The 15,353-nt window shown below is 64.1% G+C and carries 20 protein-coding genes and 1 pseudogene; 18 read left to right on the top strand and 3 right to left on the bottom strand.

The window, feature by feature from the left end; translation table 11 throughout:
- The first annotated feature begins 43 nt into the window (after positions 1-43).
- The 9 genes from NF616_RS10935 to galU all read left to right on the top strand — a co-directional run bounded on the left by NF616_RS10935 (position 44) and on the right by galU (position 6,780).
- A complete protein-coding gene (locus NF616_RS10935) occupies positions 44-1,012 on the top strand; it encodes an alpha/beta fold hydrolase (RefSeq protein ID WP_252273296.1) in 969 nt (322 codons plus the stop codon).
- Between the two features lie 64 nt (positions 1,013-1,076).
- Positions 1,077-1,376 (top strand): Rieske (2Fe-2S) protein, encoded by a 300-nt coding sequence (locus NF616_RS10940; protein ID WP_252273297.1) that lies wholly within the window; start codon positions 1,077-1,079, stop codon positions 1,374-1,376.
- Positions 1,377-1,396: 20 nt separating this feature from the next.
- Positions 1,397-1,885 carry a ribonuclease E activity regulator RraA gene (gene rraA / locus NF616_RS10945; RefSeq protein WP_252273298.1) on the top strand — a complete coding sequence of 163 codons (489 nt, stop codon included), beginning with the start codon at positions 1,397-1,399 and terminating at the stop codon, positions 1,883-1,885.
- A 13-nt stretch (positions 1,886-1,898) separates the two neighbouring features.
- A complete protein-coding gene (locus NF616_RS10950; RefSeq protein WP_252273299.1) occupies positions 1,899-2,879 on the top strand; it encodes a zinc transporter ZntB in 981 nt (326 codons plus the stop codon).
- 56 nt (positions 2,880-2,935) lie between these two features.
- Positions 2,936-3,175: a CrfX protein gene (locus NF616_RS10955; protein ID WP_252273300.1), complete on the top strand. Its 240-nt coding sequence runs from the start codon at positions 2,936-2,938 to the stop codon at positions 3,173-3,175.
- 2 nt (positions 3,176-3,177) lie between these two features.
- Positions 3,178-4,002, top strand: a complete 825-nt coding sequence (locus NF616_RS10960; protein WP_252273301.1) for a mechanosensitive ion channel family protein — start codon at positions 3,178-3,180, stop codon at positions 4,000-4,002.
- A gap of 88 nt (positions 4,003-4,090) precedes the next feature.
- Positions 4,091-4,681, top strand: a complete 591-nt coding sequence (gene sigX / locus NF616_RS10965; RefSeq protein WP_252273302.1) for an RNA polymerase sigma factor SigX — start codon at positions 4,091-4,093, stop codon at positions 4,679-4,681.
- Positions 4,682-4,821: 140 nt separating this feature from the next.
- Entirely contained in the window at positions 4,822-5,787 is a 966-nt protein-coding gene (locus tag NF616_RS10970; protein WP_252273303.1) for an OmpA family protein, read from the top strand.
- 153 nt (positions 5,788-5,940) lie between these two features.
- Entirely contained in the window at positions 5,941-6,780 is an 840-nt protein-coding gene (galU, locus tag NF616_RS10975; protein ID WP_252273304.1) for a UTP--glucose-1-phosphate uridylyltransferase GalU, read from the top strand.
- A gap of 46 nt (positions 6,781-6,826) precedes the next feature.
- Here galU and NF616_RS10980 read toward each other — a convergent pair whose 3' ends face one another.
- A complete protein-coding gene (locus NF616_RS10980; protein ID WP_252273305.1) occupies positions 6,827-7,249 on the bottom strand; it encodes a VOC family protein in 423 nt (140 codons plus the stop codon).
- A 94-nt stretch (positions 7,250-7,343) separates the two neighbouring features.
- Here NF616_RS10980 and gorA point away from each other — a divergent pair, with 94 nt between their 5' ends.
- From gorA to NF616_RS11000, 4 genes and pseudogenes are all read left to right on the top strand, one after another.
- Positions 7,344-8,699: a glutathione-disulfide reductase gene (gene gorA / locus NF616_RS10985; protein ID WP_252273306.1), complete on the top strand. Its 1,356-nt coding sequence runs from the start codon at positions 7,344-7,346 to the stop codon at positions 8,697-8,699.
- Positions 8,700-8,758: 59 nt separating this feature from the next.
- Positions 8,759-9,382, top strand: a complete 624-nt coding sequence (locus NF616_RS10990; protein WP_252273307.1) for a trimeric intracellular cation channel family protein — start codon at positions 8,759-8,761, stop codon at positions 9,380-9,382.
- A gap of 78 nt (positions 9,383-9,460) precedes the next feature.
- Complete coding sequence (locus NF616_RS10995) at positions 9,461-10,102, top strand: paraquat-inducible protein A (RefSeq protein WP_252273308.1); 642 nt, start codon at positions 9,461-9,463, stop codon at positions 10,100-10,102.
- Positions 10,089-10,706, top strand: a pseudogene (locus tag NF616_RS11000) (paraquat-inducible protein A); the annotation flags it as partial. The gene NF616_RS10995 and the pseudogene NF616_RS11000, both read left to right, overlap by 14 nt.
- A gap of 84 nt (positions 10,707-10,790) precedes the next feature.
- Here the strand turns inward: NF616_RS11000 and NF616_RS11005 are convergent.
- Positions 10,791-10,961, bottom strand: a complete 171-nt coding sequence (locus NF616_RS11005; protein WP_252273309.1) for a con-10 family general stress protein — start codon at positions 10,959-10,961, stop codon at positions 10,791-10,793.
- Positions 10,962-11,385: 424 nt separating this feature from the next.
- Between NF616_RS11005 and NF616_RS11010 the strand changes: the two genes are divergently transcribed.
- The gene (locus tag NF616_RS11010; RefSeq protein ID WP_252273310.1) at positions 11,386-11,829 is read left to right on the top strand and encodes a phosphotransferase system, HPr-related protein; all 444 of its coding nucleotides are present in this window, start codon (positions 11,386-11,388) and stop codon (positions 11,827-11,829) included.
- Positions 11,830-11,831: 2 nt separating this feature from the next.
- Here the strand turns inward: NF616_RS11010 and NF616_RS11015 are convergent, their stop codons facing one another.
- Positions 11,832-12,200, bottom strand: coding sequence for a Rho termination factor N-terminal domain-containing protein (locus NF616_RS11015; protein ID WP_252273311.1), 369 nt, complete (start codon positions 12,198-12,200; stop codon positions 11,832-11,834).
- Between the two features lie 137 nt (positions 12,201-12,337).
- Here NF616_RS11015 and NF616_RS11020 point away from each other — a divergent pair, with 137 nt between their 5' ends.
- The 4 genes from NF616_RS11020 to NF616_RS11035 all read left to right on the top strand — a co-directional run bounded on the left by NF616_RS11020 (position 12,338) and on the right by NF616_RS11035 (position 15,345).
- On the top strand, positions 12,338-12,514 hold the full coding sequence (locus NF616_RS11020) for a PSPA7_2676 family Cys-rich small protein (protein WP_252273312.1): 177 nt from the start codon (positions 12,338-12,340) through the stop codon (positions 12,512-12,514).
- Positions 12,514-13,002, top strand: a complete 489-nt coding sequence (locus NF616_RS11025; protein WP_252273313.1) for an MgtC/SapB family protein — start codon at positions 12,514-12,516, stop codon at positions 13,000-13,002. Before NF616_RS11020 ends, NF616_RS11025 begins: the two co-directional genes overlap by 1 nt.
- Positions 13,003-13,014: 12 nt before the next feature.
- Positions 13,015-13,257: a hypothetical protein gene (locus NF616_RS11030; protein WP_252273314.1), complete on the top strand. Its 243-nt coding sequence runs from the start codon at positions 13,015-13,017 to the stop codon at positions 13,255-13,257.
- 96 nt (positions 13,258-13,353) lie between these two features.
- Positions 13,354-15,345 (top strand): alpha-1,4-glucan--maltose-1-phosphate maltosyltransferase, encoded by a 1,992-nt coding sequence (locus NF616_RS11035; protein ID WP_252273315.1) that lies wholly within the window; start codon positions 13,354-13,356, stop codon positions 15,343-15,345.
- Positions 15,346-15,353 lie beyond the last annotated feature (8 nt).

Raw genomic sequence — 15,353 nt, forward strand, 5'->3', positions numbered from 1 at the left:
ACCGCGTTGGAATGCCCCGGCCACTTTCTTGTGCAAGAGCGACATGCAGAGCAGTAGTGAGTTGTTTCCCGTCGCGCTGGTCAGCGCCGAACTGCGCGGCGACCTGAGCGAAGACGTCTATCGCCTGAAGCCCGGCAACGCGTCGGATTTCTCCGTCGAGCTGGCGCTCACCCGGCTGGGCCTGGCAGGCCAGCAGGGACGCGGCATGCCGGTGATCCTGCTGCACGGCAGCTTCTCCAACCGGCGCTTCTGGTATTCGCCACGCGGCATCGGCCTCGGGCCTTTTCTCGCGCGTGCGGGTTTCGATGTCTGGATCGCGGAGATGCGGGGGCATGGGCTGTCGCCACGCAATCAGGCGTACAAGCACAACAGCGTCGCTGAGTACGCCCGCTACGACCTGCCGGCCATTGCCGCCTTCGTCCGCGAGCAGAGCGGCCAGGTACCGCATTGGGTCGGTCATTCTCTCGGCGGCATCACCTTGGCGGCGGCGCTGGGCGGCGGTTACCTCACGGCCGAGCATGCCGGCTCGGCGGCGCTGTTCGGTGCGCAGGTCAGCCGCGTGTACTGGCCGCTGAAGGTGCCGCCGGTGGAGTGGGGCGGGCGCCTGCTGCTGAAGGGCTTCCAACATATCTCCGGCGCCCGTTTCAAGCGTGGCCCGGAGGATGAACCGGTCGGCGTGGCGCTGGAGAGCTTGCGTTGGCACCGCCTGTTCGGCCGCTTCGGCGACGCCGAGCGCGACTGGTGGGCGGGCATGGCCGATGTGCAGGTGCCGCTGCTGGCCGTGAGCGCAGCCGGTGATCTGCAGGATCCGGCCTGGGCCTGTCGCAAGCTGTTCGAGCAGTTCAGCTCCGCGTCGCGCAGCTTTCTGCTGCTGGGCAAGGAGCAGGGCTTTTCCAGCAACTTCGGCCATGTCGAGATGCTGGTCAGCAAGGAGGCGCAGACCGAAGTGTGGCCATTGGTCGAGCACTGGCTGCGCGAGCGGCGACTGCCCGCAGATAAGCAGCACGATTGAGGTTACAAGGGTTCAGGCATACGGCTAAGATGTGACGAAATTCGCCGGTGCGGTCACGATTCGCATGTTCGTCGCCCTGGAACGCCTGATCAACCTGCAGGATGGCTACCGGCGTACCTTTCGGGTCGCCGGCCGCGAGCTGCTGTTGCTGGTGGTCGAGCAGCAGCCACTGCTACTGGAGAACCGCTGCCCGCATCAGGGCGCGCCGCTGCACAACGCCACGCTGAGCGGCCGGGTGCTGCGTTGCGCCCGCCACGGCGTCGAGTTCGATCTGCACAGCGGGCAGCCGCTCAATGCGCGGTGCCCGGCGCTGAGCCGGTTCGACCTGGCCTATGACGGCGACCGCATCGGTATCGATGTTTGATTCAACCAAAGGAGCTTCCCATGCAATACGTCACTCCCGACTTGTGCGACGCCTACCCGGAACTGGTCCAGGTAGTCGAGCCGATGTTCGCCAACTTCGGCGGCCGCGACTCCTTCGGCGGTGAGATCGTCACCGTCAAGTGCCATGAGGACAACTCGCTGGTGAAGTCGCAGGCCGACCAGCCGGGGCAGGGCAAGGTACTGGTGGTGGATGGTGGCGGCTCCCTGCGTCGCGCGTTGCTGGGCGACATGATTGCCGAGAAGGCCGCGAAGAACGGGTGGGAAGGCATGGTCATCTATGGTTGCGTACGTGACGTGGACGTGCTGGCGCAGACCGATCTGGGCGTGCAGGCCCTGGCCAGCCACCCGATGAAGACCGACAAGCGCAACATCGGCGACCTCAACGTGGCCGTGACCTTCGGCGGCGTGACCTTCCAGCCGGGCCACTACGTGTATGCCGACAACAACGGCATCATCGTGTCGCCCGAACCGCTGAAGATGCCGGAGTAAGGCGCACGGCGGGATGTTCGAGAAAAGCAATCTGCATTGGGGGCTGGTGCACGCCTTCGTCCTCGACGGGCGAGGCGGCGCCCGCAGCCTGGAATGGGACCAGCTTCCTGGGCTGCAGTTGGCGGACCAGGAGAGTCTCTGGCTGCACTGGGATCGCGGCCACCCCGAGACCCACGACTGGCTGCGTCGGCACAGCGGCCTCAGCGAGTTCAGCTGTGATCTGCTGCTCGAGGAAAACACCCGCCCGCGTCTGCTGACACTGCCGGAGCACGCGCTGCTGCTGTTCCTGCGCGGCGTCAACCTGAACCCTGGCGCAGCACCCGAAGACATGATCTCGCTGCGCATTTTTGCCGATGCCCGCCGCGTCATTTCCTTGCGCCTGCGTCCGCTGCGCGCCACCGAAGAGCTGATCGCGCTGCTGGAAAAGGGCCAGGGCCCGCGCGACAGCGCGGAGCTGGTGCAGCAGCTGGCTCATTACATGACCGACCGCGTCGACGGGCTGCTGGAAAAGCTCTCGGAGCAGGTCGAAGGTCAGGAAGAGCGGCTCGACGGCGATGCGCGTTTCATGCCCGATCATGGTCTGGTGTTGCAGGTACGCCGCCGCGCGGCCGGCCTCCGGCGCTTCCTGTCGCCGCAGCGGGACATCTTCGCCCAGCTGACGCGCAACGGTTTCGGCGACGCCGATCAGTGGAACGAGCTGAACAATCGCCTCACCCGTCATCTGGAGGAGCTGGAGATGGTCCGCGAACGGGTAGGGCTGGTGCTGGAATCCGAGCACCGGCGGATGAGCGAGAAGATGAATCGCGCCATGTACCTGCTCGGTGTCACGACCGTGTTCTTCCTGCCCATGAGTTTTCTCACCGGCCTGCTCGGCATCAACGTCGGCGGCATTCCCGGTGCGGACAGCAACTACGGTTTCTTTCTGATCTGCGCAATCCTGGCCAGTGTCGGCGCTCTGCAATGGTGGGTTTTTCGCCGCCTGCGCTGGCTGTAGCGTGTGACCCGTGACCCGGTCGCCACGTCTAGGCAACAAATCCGTGCGAGGTACGCATGTACGATCCCTTTGAAGAATCCCTGCGCGACTTGTTGAAGTCGTCGCCCGCGGACCACGACGACGATGCAACCCTCGGGCGCGTGCTCAAGACCGCCAACCGCCAGGTCGGCGTTGGCGACCTGTTCGGCCTGATGGGCCGCGGCCTGGAAGCGCTGATGATCGCCCTCAACAACGGTTCGCCGCACCTGACGCCGGTGTCCCGCTCCTCCGCCCGTTCTGCAGACAAGGCTGACTGAATATGGAACTCGATCCCTGGACCCAAGCGCTGGTCGCAGCGATGACCACCCTCTGGAGTAAGATCGCGGGCTTCATCCCCAATCTGTTCGTCGCCCTGGTCCTCGTGCTGCTCGGCTTCGTGGTGGCCAAGCTGCTCGACACCCTGATCTCCAAGCTGCTGGCAAAGCTCGGCCTGGATCGCCTGATGGCCGGAACCGGATTGACCAAGCTGATGGCGCGGGTCGGTATCCAGGTGTCGGTCTCGACCCTGATCGGCAAGATCGTCTACTGGTTCGTGCTGCTGATCTTCCTGGTCTCGGCCGCCGAATCTCTGGGCCTGCAGCGTGTTTCGGCAACTCTCGATGTGCTTGCCCTGTACCTGCCGAAGGTGTTCGGCGCGGCCTTGGTGCTGCTCGCCGGCGTGCTTCTGGCGCAGCTGGTCAGCAGTCTGGTACGCGGCGCTGCCGAGGGCGTCGGGCTGGACTATGCCGCCGGCCTCGGCCGCATCGCGCAGGGCCTGGTGATCATCATCAGCATCTCGGTCGCCATCGGTCAGCTGGAGGTCAAGACCGACCTGCTGAACAACGTGATCGCCATCGTGCTGATTTCGGTGGGCCTGGCGGTGGCGCTGGCGCTCGGCCTGGGCAGCCGGGAGATTGCCGGGCAGATCCTTGCCGGCATTTATGTGCGCGAACTCTATGAGGTCGGGCAACAAGTGAAGGTCGGCGAGGTCGAAGGCCAGATCGAGGAAATCGGCACGGTAAAAACCGTTCTGCTGACCGACGAGGGTGAGCTGGTCTCGGTGGCCAACCGCACCCTGCTCGAACAGCGCGTCAGCAGCCGCTGACACGCCAATCCCTGCTAATGTATGCGACCAGCGCCGCCCGCGTGGCGGGCTGGCGCTGCCATCTACCTGACTGTCGGCACGAGTCGTTTTGAACAAGGCCCAATCGCACCCCACGCGGTACGACCCTCGCGAGCTCTCGGATGAAGAGCTGGTGCAGCGTGCTCACGTCGAGTTGTTTCACGTTACCCGCGCGTACGAAGAGCTGATGCGGCGTTACCAACGCACACTGTTCAATGTCTGCGCGCGCTACCTCGGTAATGATCGCGACGCCGATGACGTGTGCCAGGAAGTGATGCTTAAAGTTCTTTATGGACTGAAAAATTTCGAAGGCAAGTCAAAGTTCAAGACTTGGCTATATAGCATCACCTATAACGAGTGCATCACCCAGTACCGCAAAGAGCGGCGCAAGCGTCGCCTGCTCGACGCGCTCAGCCTTGACCCCCTCGAGGAAGCGTCCGACGAGAAGGCGCCGAAGCTCGAAGAAAAGGGCGGTCTGGACCGTTGGCTGATTCACGTCAATCCGATCGACCGGGAAATTCTGGTTCTGCGTTTCGTGGCTGAACTCGAGTTTCAGGAGATCGCCGACATCATGCACATGGGCCTGAGCGCCACCAAAATGCGCTACAAGCGAGCCCTCGATCGGCTGCGTGGAAAATTTGTGAATTCTGTTGAAACTTAATTAGCGCTATCTCGCTCTTAGGCGCAGTGCGTGCGATTTAATCCAATACACGCTGATGTGTAATTTGGTTACAATCGCCGCCCTGTTGCCGGGCCACTCGGCCAGACAACACATAATCGTCTTTAGATGGGGATTTACGGATGAAACTGAAAAATACCTTGGGCGCCGTCATCGGTAGTCTGGTTGCCGCCACTTCGCTGAATGCACTGGCTCAAGGCCAGGGCGCCGTAGAAATCGAAGGCTTCGTCAAGAAGCAGTACTTTGATGAAGCTCGTGACTTCAAGAACGATGGCAACCTGTTCGGTGGCTCCATTGGTTACTTCCTGACCGATGATGTCGAACTGCGCCTGGGTTACGACGAAGTGCACAATGCTCGTGCCGAAGACGGCCGCAACATCAAGGGCTCCAACACCGCCCTGGATGCTCTGTACCACTTCAACTCTTCGGGCGACAGCCTGCGTCCGTACATCTCCGCCGGTTTCTCCGACCAGAGCATCGGTCAGAATGGCCGTAGCGGTCGCAACGGTTCCACCTTCGCCAACCTGGGCGGCGGTGCCAAGTACTACTTCACCGAGAACTTCTACGCCCGCGCTGGTGTTGAAGCTCAGTACAACATCGATCAGGGTGACACCGAGTGGGCCCCGAGCGTTGGTATCGGCCTGAACTTCGGTGGCGGCTCCAAGCCGGCCCCGGTCGCCGAGCCGGTTGCCGAAGTCGTTCAGGAAGAAGTGGCTCCGACTCCGGAACCCGCCGAGAACGTTCGCGTCGAGCTGGACGTGAAATTCGACTTCGACAAGTCGGTGGTCAAGGAAGAAAGCTACGGTGACATCAAGAACCTGGCCGACTTCATGAACCAGTACCCGCAGACCAACACCACCGTTGAAGGCCACACCGACTCCGTCGGTACCGACGCCTACAACCAGAAGCTGTCCGAGCGTCGTGCCAACGCCGTTCGCGAAGTGCTGGTCAACCAGTACGGTGTAGGTTCCGAGCGCGTGGGCTCCGTCGGTTACGGCGAGTCCCAGCCGGTTGCCGACAACGCCACCGAAGCCGGTCGCGCCGTCAACCGTCGCGTAGAAGCCGAAGTGGAAGCCCAGGCCCAGTAATCGGGCTCTGAGTGACGAAAAACCCGGCCTCGGCCGGGTTTTTTGTATTCGCGGAGGGCCCGGATCGCAAGGGCGTTCCTGCCTCGCATTGTAAGGCCGCGGTCGCGTGTTTAGACTGCGCGGCAGACCCGTTTCGCAGTACCAAGGATTGTCATGATCAAGAAATGTCTGTTCCCGGCTGCCGGTTATGGCACCCGCTTCCTACCGGCCACCAAGGCCATGCCCAAGGAAATGCTGCCCGTGGTCAACAAGCCGTTGATCCAGTACGGCGTCGAGGAAGCCCTCGAAGCGGGACTGAGCGAAATCGCCATGGTGACCGGCCGCGGCAAGCGCGCCCTGGAGGACCATTTCGACATCAGCTACGAGCTGGAACACCAGATCCAGGGTACCGACAAGGAGAAGTACCTGGTCGGCATCCGTCGCCTGATCGACGAGTGCACCTTCTCCTACACCCGCCAGATCGAGATGAAGGGCCTGGGCCACGCCATCCTCAGCGGCCGTCCGCTGATCGGCGACGAGCCGTTCGCCGTGGTGCTGGCCGACGACCTGTGCTTCAACCTCGAAGGTGACGGCGTGCTGCAGCAGATGGTCAAGCTGTACAACCAGTTCCGCTGCTCGATCGTGGCCATCCAGGAAGTGCCGCCGGAAGAGACTTCCAAGTACGGCGTGATCGCCGGCGAGATGATCCGCGACGACATCTTCCGCGTGAACAACATGGTCGAAAAGCCGAAGCCGGAGGATGCGCCGTCGAACCTGGCGATCATAGGCCGCTACATCCTCACCCCGGACATCTTCGACCTGATCGAGAAGACCGAGCCGGGCAAGGGTGGCGAGATCCAGATCACCGACGCGCTGATGAAGCAGGCCCGCGATGGCTGCGTGATCGCCTACAAGTTCAAGGGCAAGCGCTTCGACTGCGGTGGCGCCGAGGGTTACATCGAAGCCACCAACTTCTGCTACGAGAACCTGTACAAGACCGGCAAGGCCTACTGACAGGTCTGCCGCCAGAAAGAGCCACCTTCGGGTGGCTTTTTCGTTCTCAGGGAATGGGCATCGCCTCCGAGCCCGGACCCAGCGGCTGGCCGTAGCTGAACTCGACGTAGTGGCCGGCCGGATCGCGCAGACCGCAGTAGTAACCGACCGGGTAGGGCTCGTCGCGTGGCGCCCAGATCAGGCAGCCGCGCTCGGCGGCGCGGGCGGCGAGCGCATCGACGGCCTCGCGACTCTCCAGGGCGAAGCCGAAATGGCTGTAATCGTCGCTGGCAAGTTTCCGGTCGACGCCGCCCGGCATGATCACGAAGATGAAGTCATGCTCCTTGCCCGGCTCGGCCATCCAGACGATCTTCGAGCCCTTGCCGGCGCGTTCGTGGATCACCTGCATGCCGCAGAACTCGCGATAGAAGTCCACACAGGGCTGCAGCTGCGGCACATGCAGGGCGATGTGGGTGAGGCTGGGGCGCATGAGGTACCTCCCGGTTTCGATCGTGGAGCAGGGCGAGCATACACGCAGGGCGGCGAGCTCTCCGGTATGCTGGGCGCCTGCAAGGAGAACTGCCATGTCCTATGACTTCGACCTGTTCGTGATCGGCGCCGGTTCCGGCGGCGTGCGTGCCGCCCGTTTCGCCGCGGGCTTCGGCGCCAAGGTGGCGGTGGCCGAGAGCCGCTATCTGGGGGGTACCTGTGTCAACGTCGGCTGTGTGCCGAAGAAGCTGCTGGTCCACGGCGCCCATTTCCACGAGGACTTCGAGCACGCTGCGGGCTTTGGCTGGAGCACCGGCGAGCCGAGCTTCGACTGGCCGACGCTGATCGCCAACAAGAACCGCGAGATCCAGCGCCTCAACGGCATCTACCGCAACCTGCTGGTGAACAGTGGCGTAACGCTGCTGGAAGGCCACGCCAGGCTGCTCGGCCCGCACGAGGTCGAGGTGGACGGCCAGCGCTACCGTGCCGAGCGCATCCTCATCGCCACCGGCGGCTGGCCGCAGGTGCCGGACATTCCCGGCAAGGAGCTGGCGATCACCTCCAACGAGGCCTTCTTCCTCAAACAGCTGCCCAAGCGCGTGCTGGTGGTGGGCGGCGGCTACATCGCCGTCGAGTTCGCCTCGATCTTCCACGGCCTGGGTGCGCAGACCTCGCTGCTGTATCGCAAGGACCTGTTCCTGCGAGGCTTCGACGGCGCGGTGCGCAGGCATCTGAAGGAAGAGCTGGAGAAGAAGGGCCTGGACCTGCAGTTCAACAGCGACATCGCGCGCATCGAGCGCCAAGACGACGGCAGCCTGCTGGCGACGCTCAAGGACGGCCGCGCGCTGGCCGCCGACTGCGTGTTCTACGCCACCGGCCGGAGGCCGATGCTGGACAATCTGGGCCTGGAAAACACCGGTGTGACCCTGACCAATAAGGGCTTCATCGAGGTCGACGACCAGTTCGAGACCCGCGAACCTTCGATCCTGGCCTTGGGCGACGTGATCGGCCGCGTCCAGCTCACCCCCGTGGCGCTGGCCGAGGGCATGGCGGTCGCGCGACGCCTGTTCAAGCCGGACGAGTATCGCCCGCTGGATTACGACCTGATTCCCACGGCGGTCTTCAGCCTGCCGAATATCGCCACCGTCGGCCTCAGCGAGGAGCAGGCGCGGCAACAGGGCCACCAGGTGGAGGTCTTCGAGAGCCGCTTCCGGCCGATGAAGCTGACCCTCACCGACGACCAGGAGCGCACCCTGATGAAGCTGGTGGTGGACGCCAACGACGACCGGGTGCTGGGCTGCCACATGGTCGGGCCGGAATCGGGCGAGATCATCCAGGGCCTGGCCGTGGCGCTGAAGGCGGGCGCGACCAAGCGCATCTTCGACGAGACCCTGGGCATTCATCCGACCGCCGCGGAAGAGTTCGTCACCCTGCGTACGCCAGTCGCCTGATGCCGCCGTGGCGGGGCTGAGGTAAACTCCGCGGCCCCGCCAATCCTGCGACCGTGACCATGCAGCAACTCTTCTATCTTGCCGACCTGTTCGGCGTCGCCGTTTTCGCCATCACCGGCGCGCTGATGGCCGGACGCAAATCCATGGACCTGTTCGGCGTGTTGGTCATCGCCGTGATCACCGCCCTCGGAGGCGGCACCCTGCGCGACCTCATCCTGGACAATCATCCGGTCAGCTGGATTCGTAACGACACCTATATCCTGCTCGCCTCCGCGGCGGCCGTCGGCACCGTGCTCTGGGTGCGCCTGACCCAGCCCATTCACGAACGCGGCCTGTTGATCGCCGACGCCTTCGGCCTGGCGGTGTTCACCGTGATCGGCACCGAGGTGGCGCTGCAGCACAACGTCCCGTACAGCACCGCGGTGATCATGGGCGTGATGACCGGCGTGGCCGGCGGGGTGATGCGCGACGTGATCTGCAACGAGATCCCGCTGATCTTCCAGAAGGAGATCTACGCCACCGCCTGTATCCTCGGCTCGCTGGTGTTCATCGCCCTGCGCGAACTGCAGACGCCGCATTGGCTGGACACCGGCATCGCCATGTTGACCGTGTTGCTGACGCGCCTGGCCGCCATCCGCTGGCACCTGTCGCTGCCGCGCTTCCACCTGCTGGACCGCGACTGACCGAGCGTTGGCCTTTCGCCGGTCACTGGCGCTAATCTGCGTTGTCCAACTCGAGCATTAGCCGACGCGAGGTACGGGATGACTCAATCGCTGCCGCCACTGGAAGAGCTGATCGCCTGCCATGAGTGCGATCTGCTGATGCGTCACCCGCGCGTCGGCCTTGAGCAGAAGGCCTGCTGCCCGCGCTGTGGCTTCGAGCTGGTCACCCACCGCTCGCACATGCGCCGTCGTTCCCTGGCCCTGGTGCTGACCGCGCTCATCCTGTTCGTGCCGGCCAATTTCCTGCCCATCATCAGCCTCAATCTGCTCGGCCAGAACGCCGTGGATACGGTCTGGAGCGGGGTGCTGGGACTGTACAACGCGGGCATGGAGGGCATCGCCCTGGTAGTGCTGCTGTGCAGCATGTTGGTGCCGCTGATGAAGCTGCTGTGCCAGCTGTTCGTCCTGCTGGCGATGCCATACGCCGAGCTGCGCCCTGCAGCCTGCTATTGGTACCGGGTCTACCACCACATGCGCGAGTGGGGAATGCTTGAGGTCTATCTGTTCGGCATCCTGGTGTCGGCGGTCAAGCTGCTGGACATGGCCGAGCTGCATCTGGGCGTGGGCCTGGGCTGCTTCGTCGCGCTGATGCTCACCCAGGTGTGGCTGGAGGTCACCATGTCGCCGCACCAGGTGTGGGACGCCCTGAGCGAGAAGGAGGACGGCCATGCGCGCACTTGATGCCGGCATCATCGTCTGTAGCGAATGCCACAAGCTGGAATACCTGCGCCAGGGCGAGGTTCAACACTGCACCCGCTGCGGGGCGCGCCTGCATGCGCGCAGGCCCGACAGCATCGCGCGCACCTGGGCGCTGCTGGTGACCGCCGCCATCCTCTATATCCCGGCCAACGTGCTGCCGATCATGACCGTGAATTTTCTCGGCAAGGGCGCGCCCTCGACCATCATGGCCGGGGTGCTGGAGCTGGTGCACGCGGGCATGGTGCCGATCGCGCTGGTGGTGTTCGTCGCCAGTATCCTGGTGCCGACTTTCAAACTGGTCGGCATCGCGTTGCTGCTCTATTCAGTGCAGCGACACCAGCCGATGTCGGCCCGGCAGCGCATCCTGATGTACCGCTTCATCGAATGGATCGGCCGCTGGTCCATGCTCGACATCTTCGTCATCGCCATCCTCGTGGCGCTGGTCAACTTCGGCAATCTCGCCAGCATCGAACCGAACCTGGGGGCGGCGGCCTTTTCCTGCGTGGTGATCCTGACCATGCTCGCGGCAGTCACCTTCGACCCGCGACTGATCTGGGACAACACGTTCGGCGAAGAGGAGATCGAGAGAGAAGAGGGGGAACCGGTGTCTGGGGACAATGACACCGGCCGCGAGAGCGAAGCATCTGCTCCGCCCTCGAACTACTAGGACTCAGTTACGGCCGCCGTGGCTGTTCTGGCCACCCTTGCGACCGGCCTCAGAGGCGCGCTGAGGATCGTTTCTGAAGTTGCCACCGCTCATGCTCCCGCCTTTCTTGCCGGCTTCAGAAGCGCGCTGCGGGTCTTCAGCGAAGTTACCTTTACCACCTCGATGTTCAGCCATTTTCATACTCCTTGAGAGTCTTTGAGAATGAGCGCCCCGGAAGGGCTCCCTTATTCGGAGGCGATTGGCTGAAGAGGTGTTCCTTTTTTTTTGATTACTTAAAAGCATAAGGAAAGCGGCGTCGGCCCATGCGGCGTGACGTACCGGTCATAACACCTTTGGTTTGGGCCTAACCGGCCGCCTTGCTAGTCCGAATCGGCATTTATCCCTGCCGGATGGGGCACAAGGCCAGCATTGGCAGACGTTCGCCTGCGCCGGGAGTCGCTCCATTTCTGCATCTGCGAACCACCGATCCAGCGCACCGAGCACTGCATTCGGGAGAGCGCTCGCCCGCCCGCCGAGCAACTGCGCGCGGCAAAAGCTTGAATCATCGTCCGGCAGGCAAGTCGACAGGAAGACCACGCCTGGAAAGGGGAGTTTGCAGATGAACAAGCACAGAACAGTCGAGATCGACGATACCGAAGATCGCATGGGCTCCATGCGCGAGCTGGATTTCAGTGAGGAACGCGACGAGCGTCAGGGGCGGGTAGGTGACGAGCGTCCGCTCGAGGAGGTAGGTCAGGAATTCCCCCGTGATCGCGAAGCCCAGGCCGGCCTGAGCGGTGGCGAAGCCCTCACCGACAGCACCCACGAAGACAACGTGACCCTGGACGATCTGAGCCCCGATACCCTGTTCGACGAGACCGGCGGCTATTCACCCGACGATCACAGCGCCAACCATCCCATCGACAAGGAGTTGAGCGTGGTGGATGAATCGCAGATCGGCGGCGGCATCGGCCTCGACGAGGCCGAGCTGGCGCGCTCGGCCCCGCTCGACGGCAAGCCCTGGACAGACCAGGTCACCCCCGAGCGGGACGAGCGCGACTGACCTCAGCGCAGCGCGGCGATGAGCTCGTCCTTGCGCATGGTGGAGCGCCCGCGGATGTCGCGCTTGCGGGCCATGTCCAGCAGCTCCTGCTTGTTCATCGACTCCAGCTTGTTGCCCGGCCGCGGCGAGCCCTTGCGGGTGGCCACGGCCCTGCGAGCCGATGACTTGCGCGAGGCCTGCTTGGCCTGCGGGCTCTTGCTCTGGCCCGAGCCGCCCTTGCGCTCGCCGCCGCCGGACTGCTTGTTCACCGTGGCCCAGGCGCGCGATTCCGCCTCGCCCTTGGAGACACCGCGGGACTCGTAGCTTTCCTCGATGTGCTCGGCTTTACGCTTCTGCTTGTCGGTGTACTTGTCTTTGCTACCGCGTGGCATGGTCTTCTCTCCGATGGCGCCGCCGCAGCGGCCTGTTCAGTAAAGAAGCGCGGTATGGCGGTTAGTTCGAAATTTCCTCAAAACCTTCGGTGGGGCGCAGCGGTCATTTGCTAGAGACCCTGTGGAGCGAACCCGCCATGACTCTTCTGTGCCTGATTTCCGGCTGCCATTGGTTCCCGTCCTGTGCCGAAGCGGTGCGCCTCGGCGGCTCCGAGCTGCTGCACGAAAGCTGCAGCCGCTGCGGCACTCGTCGATATCGGCGCCCGGGTGACGATGCGCCGTTGTTCAGCCTGCGCCCCACGCGCATCCGCTGATGGAGCTGAGCGCGACACTGTCGGTGATGTTGCAGCAGGAGTTCGCCGACCTAGACAACACCCAGCAGATGCTACGCGCCGGGTTGCGCCTGTTTACCGCGGCGCTGCTCGGCGGCCTGCTCGGCTTCGAGCGCGAGGCCAAGGGCAAGGCGGCGGGCCTGCGCACCCACATGCTGGTCACCCTCGGCGCGGCCATGTTCGTCATGCCGCTGCAGATGGAAAACGCCGAGCACGATGCCCTCAGCCGGGTCGTCCAGGGCATTGCTGCCGGCATCGGTTTCCTCTGTGCCGGCACCATCCTCAAGGGTGATCGCTGCAGCCAAATCAAGGGCCTCACCACCTCGGCCTCGCTCTGGTTCGCCACCGCCATCGGCATCACCGTCGGCCTGGGGCATGTCGGCACCGCCGTGCTCGGCGTGCTGTTCGCCCTGATCATCCTGCATGCCCTGCCGTTCCTGGAACGGCCGGACAAAGAGACACCGCGTTAAGAGGACTGCCTCATGTTTCGCGAATTCGAACACTGCACGGCCTGGACCGACTCCATGTACAGCGGAGCCGGTTTCGTCGGCCTGATCGAATACCAGCCCAAGCGCTACGGCAGCGAGGTCACCGTGCTCTGGGTGATCGACCCGACCTGCCTCTGCGAGCGCGAGGCCGAGAACTCCGCCGAACGCATGCTGCAGGCCATCCTCGACATCCATCCGGACCGCGGAGTGCTCTACGCCGACGGTATCCCGCTGTAAGGCCGCCTGAACTTTTGTCTTCGCGCCGGGCTCGGAGACAGAGGGGCCCGAGGCCTCCCTCCGTTCCTCAATCCAGGCCCAAGGAGAGCCGTCGCGATGCCTTCGATTCACCAGGCCGACCCGCATACCAGCGCCACCCACGCCGCCGCCGTCGCGCGCATTGCCATCGAATCCGTAGCGCCCCAGGTCGAGGGCGGCCGCTTTGCCGCCAAGTGCCTGGCGAACGAGGCGCTGGAGGTGACCGCGGTGATCTTTACCGATGGCCATGACCAAATCGCCGCCGCGCTGCTGTGGCGCGGCCCCGACGAGGCGGAATGGAACCGTGTGCCGATGCGCGCACAGGGTAACGATCACTGGCAGGCATGGATGGTGCCGGGCACCCTGGGCAGGACGGAGTTCTGCATCGAGGCCTGGCAGGATGTTTACGCCACTTACCATCTCGAGCTGAAGAAGAAATACGCGGCCGGCGTTCCCGTGACGCTGGAGGTGCAGGAGGGCGAGCAACTGCTGCGCCGCATCGCTGATGAGGCGCCGGAGCATCTCGGCGAGCGCTTCGACGCGCTGCTGACACGCTTCGCCGACTGTGAATCCCTGGAGCAGCGCGTGGCCGTGCTGCTCGACCCGCTCACCGGCGAGCTGATGAGCAAGGGCGAACACCGCCCGCACCTGACCCGCAGTGCCATCTACCCGCTGGACGTCGACCGCTCGCTGGCCCAGTTCGCTAGCTGGTACGAGCTGTTCCCGCGCTCGGAGAGCGGCGACCCGCATCGCCATGGCACCTTCAAGGATGTGCACCGGCGCCTGCCGGACATCGCCGCGATGGGCTTCGACGTGCTGTATTTCCCGCCGATCCACCCCATCGGCAGGACCCACCGCAAGGGCCCGAACAACAGTCTCAAGGCCAGCGCCGGCGACCCCGGCAGCCCGTATGCCATCGGCAGCGAGGAGGGCGGGCACGAGGCGGTCCATCCCGAGCTGGGTACGCTCGAGGACTTCCGCGAGCTGGTGCAGGCGGCCCGCCAGCACAATCTGGAAGTGGCGCTGGACTTCGCCATCCAGTGTTCGCCCGACCATCCCTGGCTGAAGCAGCATCCGGGCTGGTTCAGCTGGCGCCCGGACGGCACCATCCGCCACGCCGAGAACCCGCCGAAGAAGTACGAAGACATCGTCAACGTCGACTTCTACGCCGAGGCGGCCGTACCGGATTTGTGGCTGGCGCTGCTGGACGTGGTGCTGGGCTGGGTGGAGCAGGGCGTCACGCTGTTTCGCGTCGACAACCCGCACACCAAGCCGATGCCGTTCTGGGAGTGGCTGATCGCCGAGGTGCGTCGCGAGCATCCCGAGGTGATTTTTCTCGCCGAGGCCTTTACCCGTCCCGCGATGATGGCGCGCCTGGGCAAGCTCGGCTTCGCCCAGAGCTACACCTACTTCACTTGGCGCAATACCAAGCAGGAACTGGCCGAGTACTTCACCGAGCTCAACCAGTCGCCCTGGCGCCACTGCTACCGGCCGAACTTCTTCGTCAACACGCCGGACATCAACCCCTATTTCCTGCAGCGCTCCGGCCGCGCCGGATTCCTCATCCGCGCCGCGCTGGCCACCATGGGCTCAGGCCTGTGGGGCATGTATTCCGGCTTCGAGCTGTGCGAGGGCGAGCCGGTGCCGGGCAAGGAAGAGTACCTGGACTCGGAGAAGTACCAGTTGCGCACCCGCGACTACCACGCGCCGGGCAACATCGTCGGCGAGATCAGCCGGCTGAACCAGATCCGCCGCGACAACCGCGCGCTGCACACGCATCTCGGCTTCCAGGCCTACAACGTCTGGAACGACAACATCCTCTACTTCGGCAAGCGCACTGCCGAGGGCGACAACTTCATTCTGGTCGCCATCAGCCTCGACCCGCACAACGCCCAGGAGGCGAATTTCGAGCTGCCGCTCTGGGAATTCGGCCTGCCCGACGATGCCCCCCTGGAAGGCGAAGACCTGATGAACGGACACCGCTGGACCTGGCACGGCAAGGTGCAGTGGATGCGCATTGAACCCTGGCATTTGCCGTTCGGCATCTGGCGCGTGCGCCCGGTGCGCTGATAGGAGCT

The sequence above is a fragment of the Pseudomonas subflava genome (genome assembly GCF_023823685.1).
Lineage (GTDB): Bacteria > Pseudomonadota > Gammaproteobacteria > Pseudomonadales > Pseudomonadaceae > Aquipseudomonas > Aquipseudomonas subflava.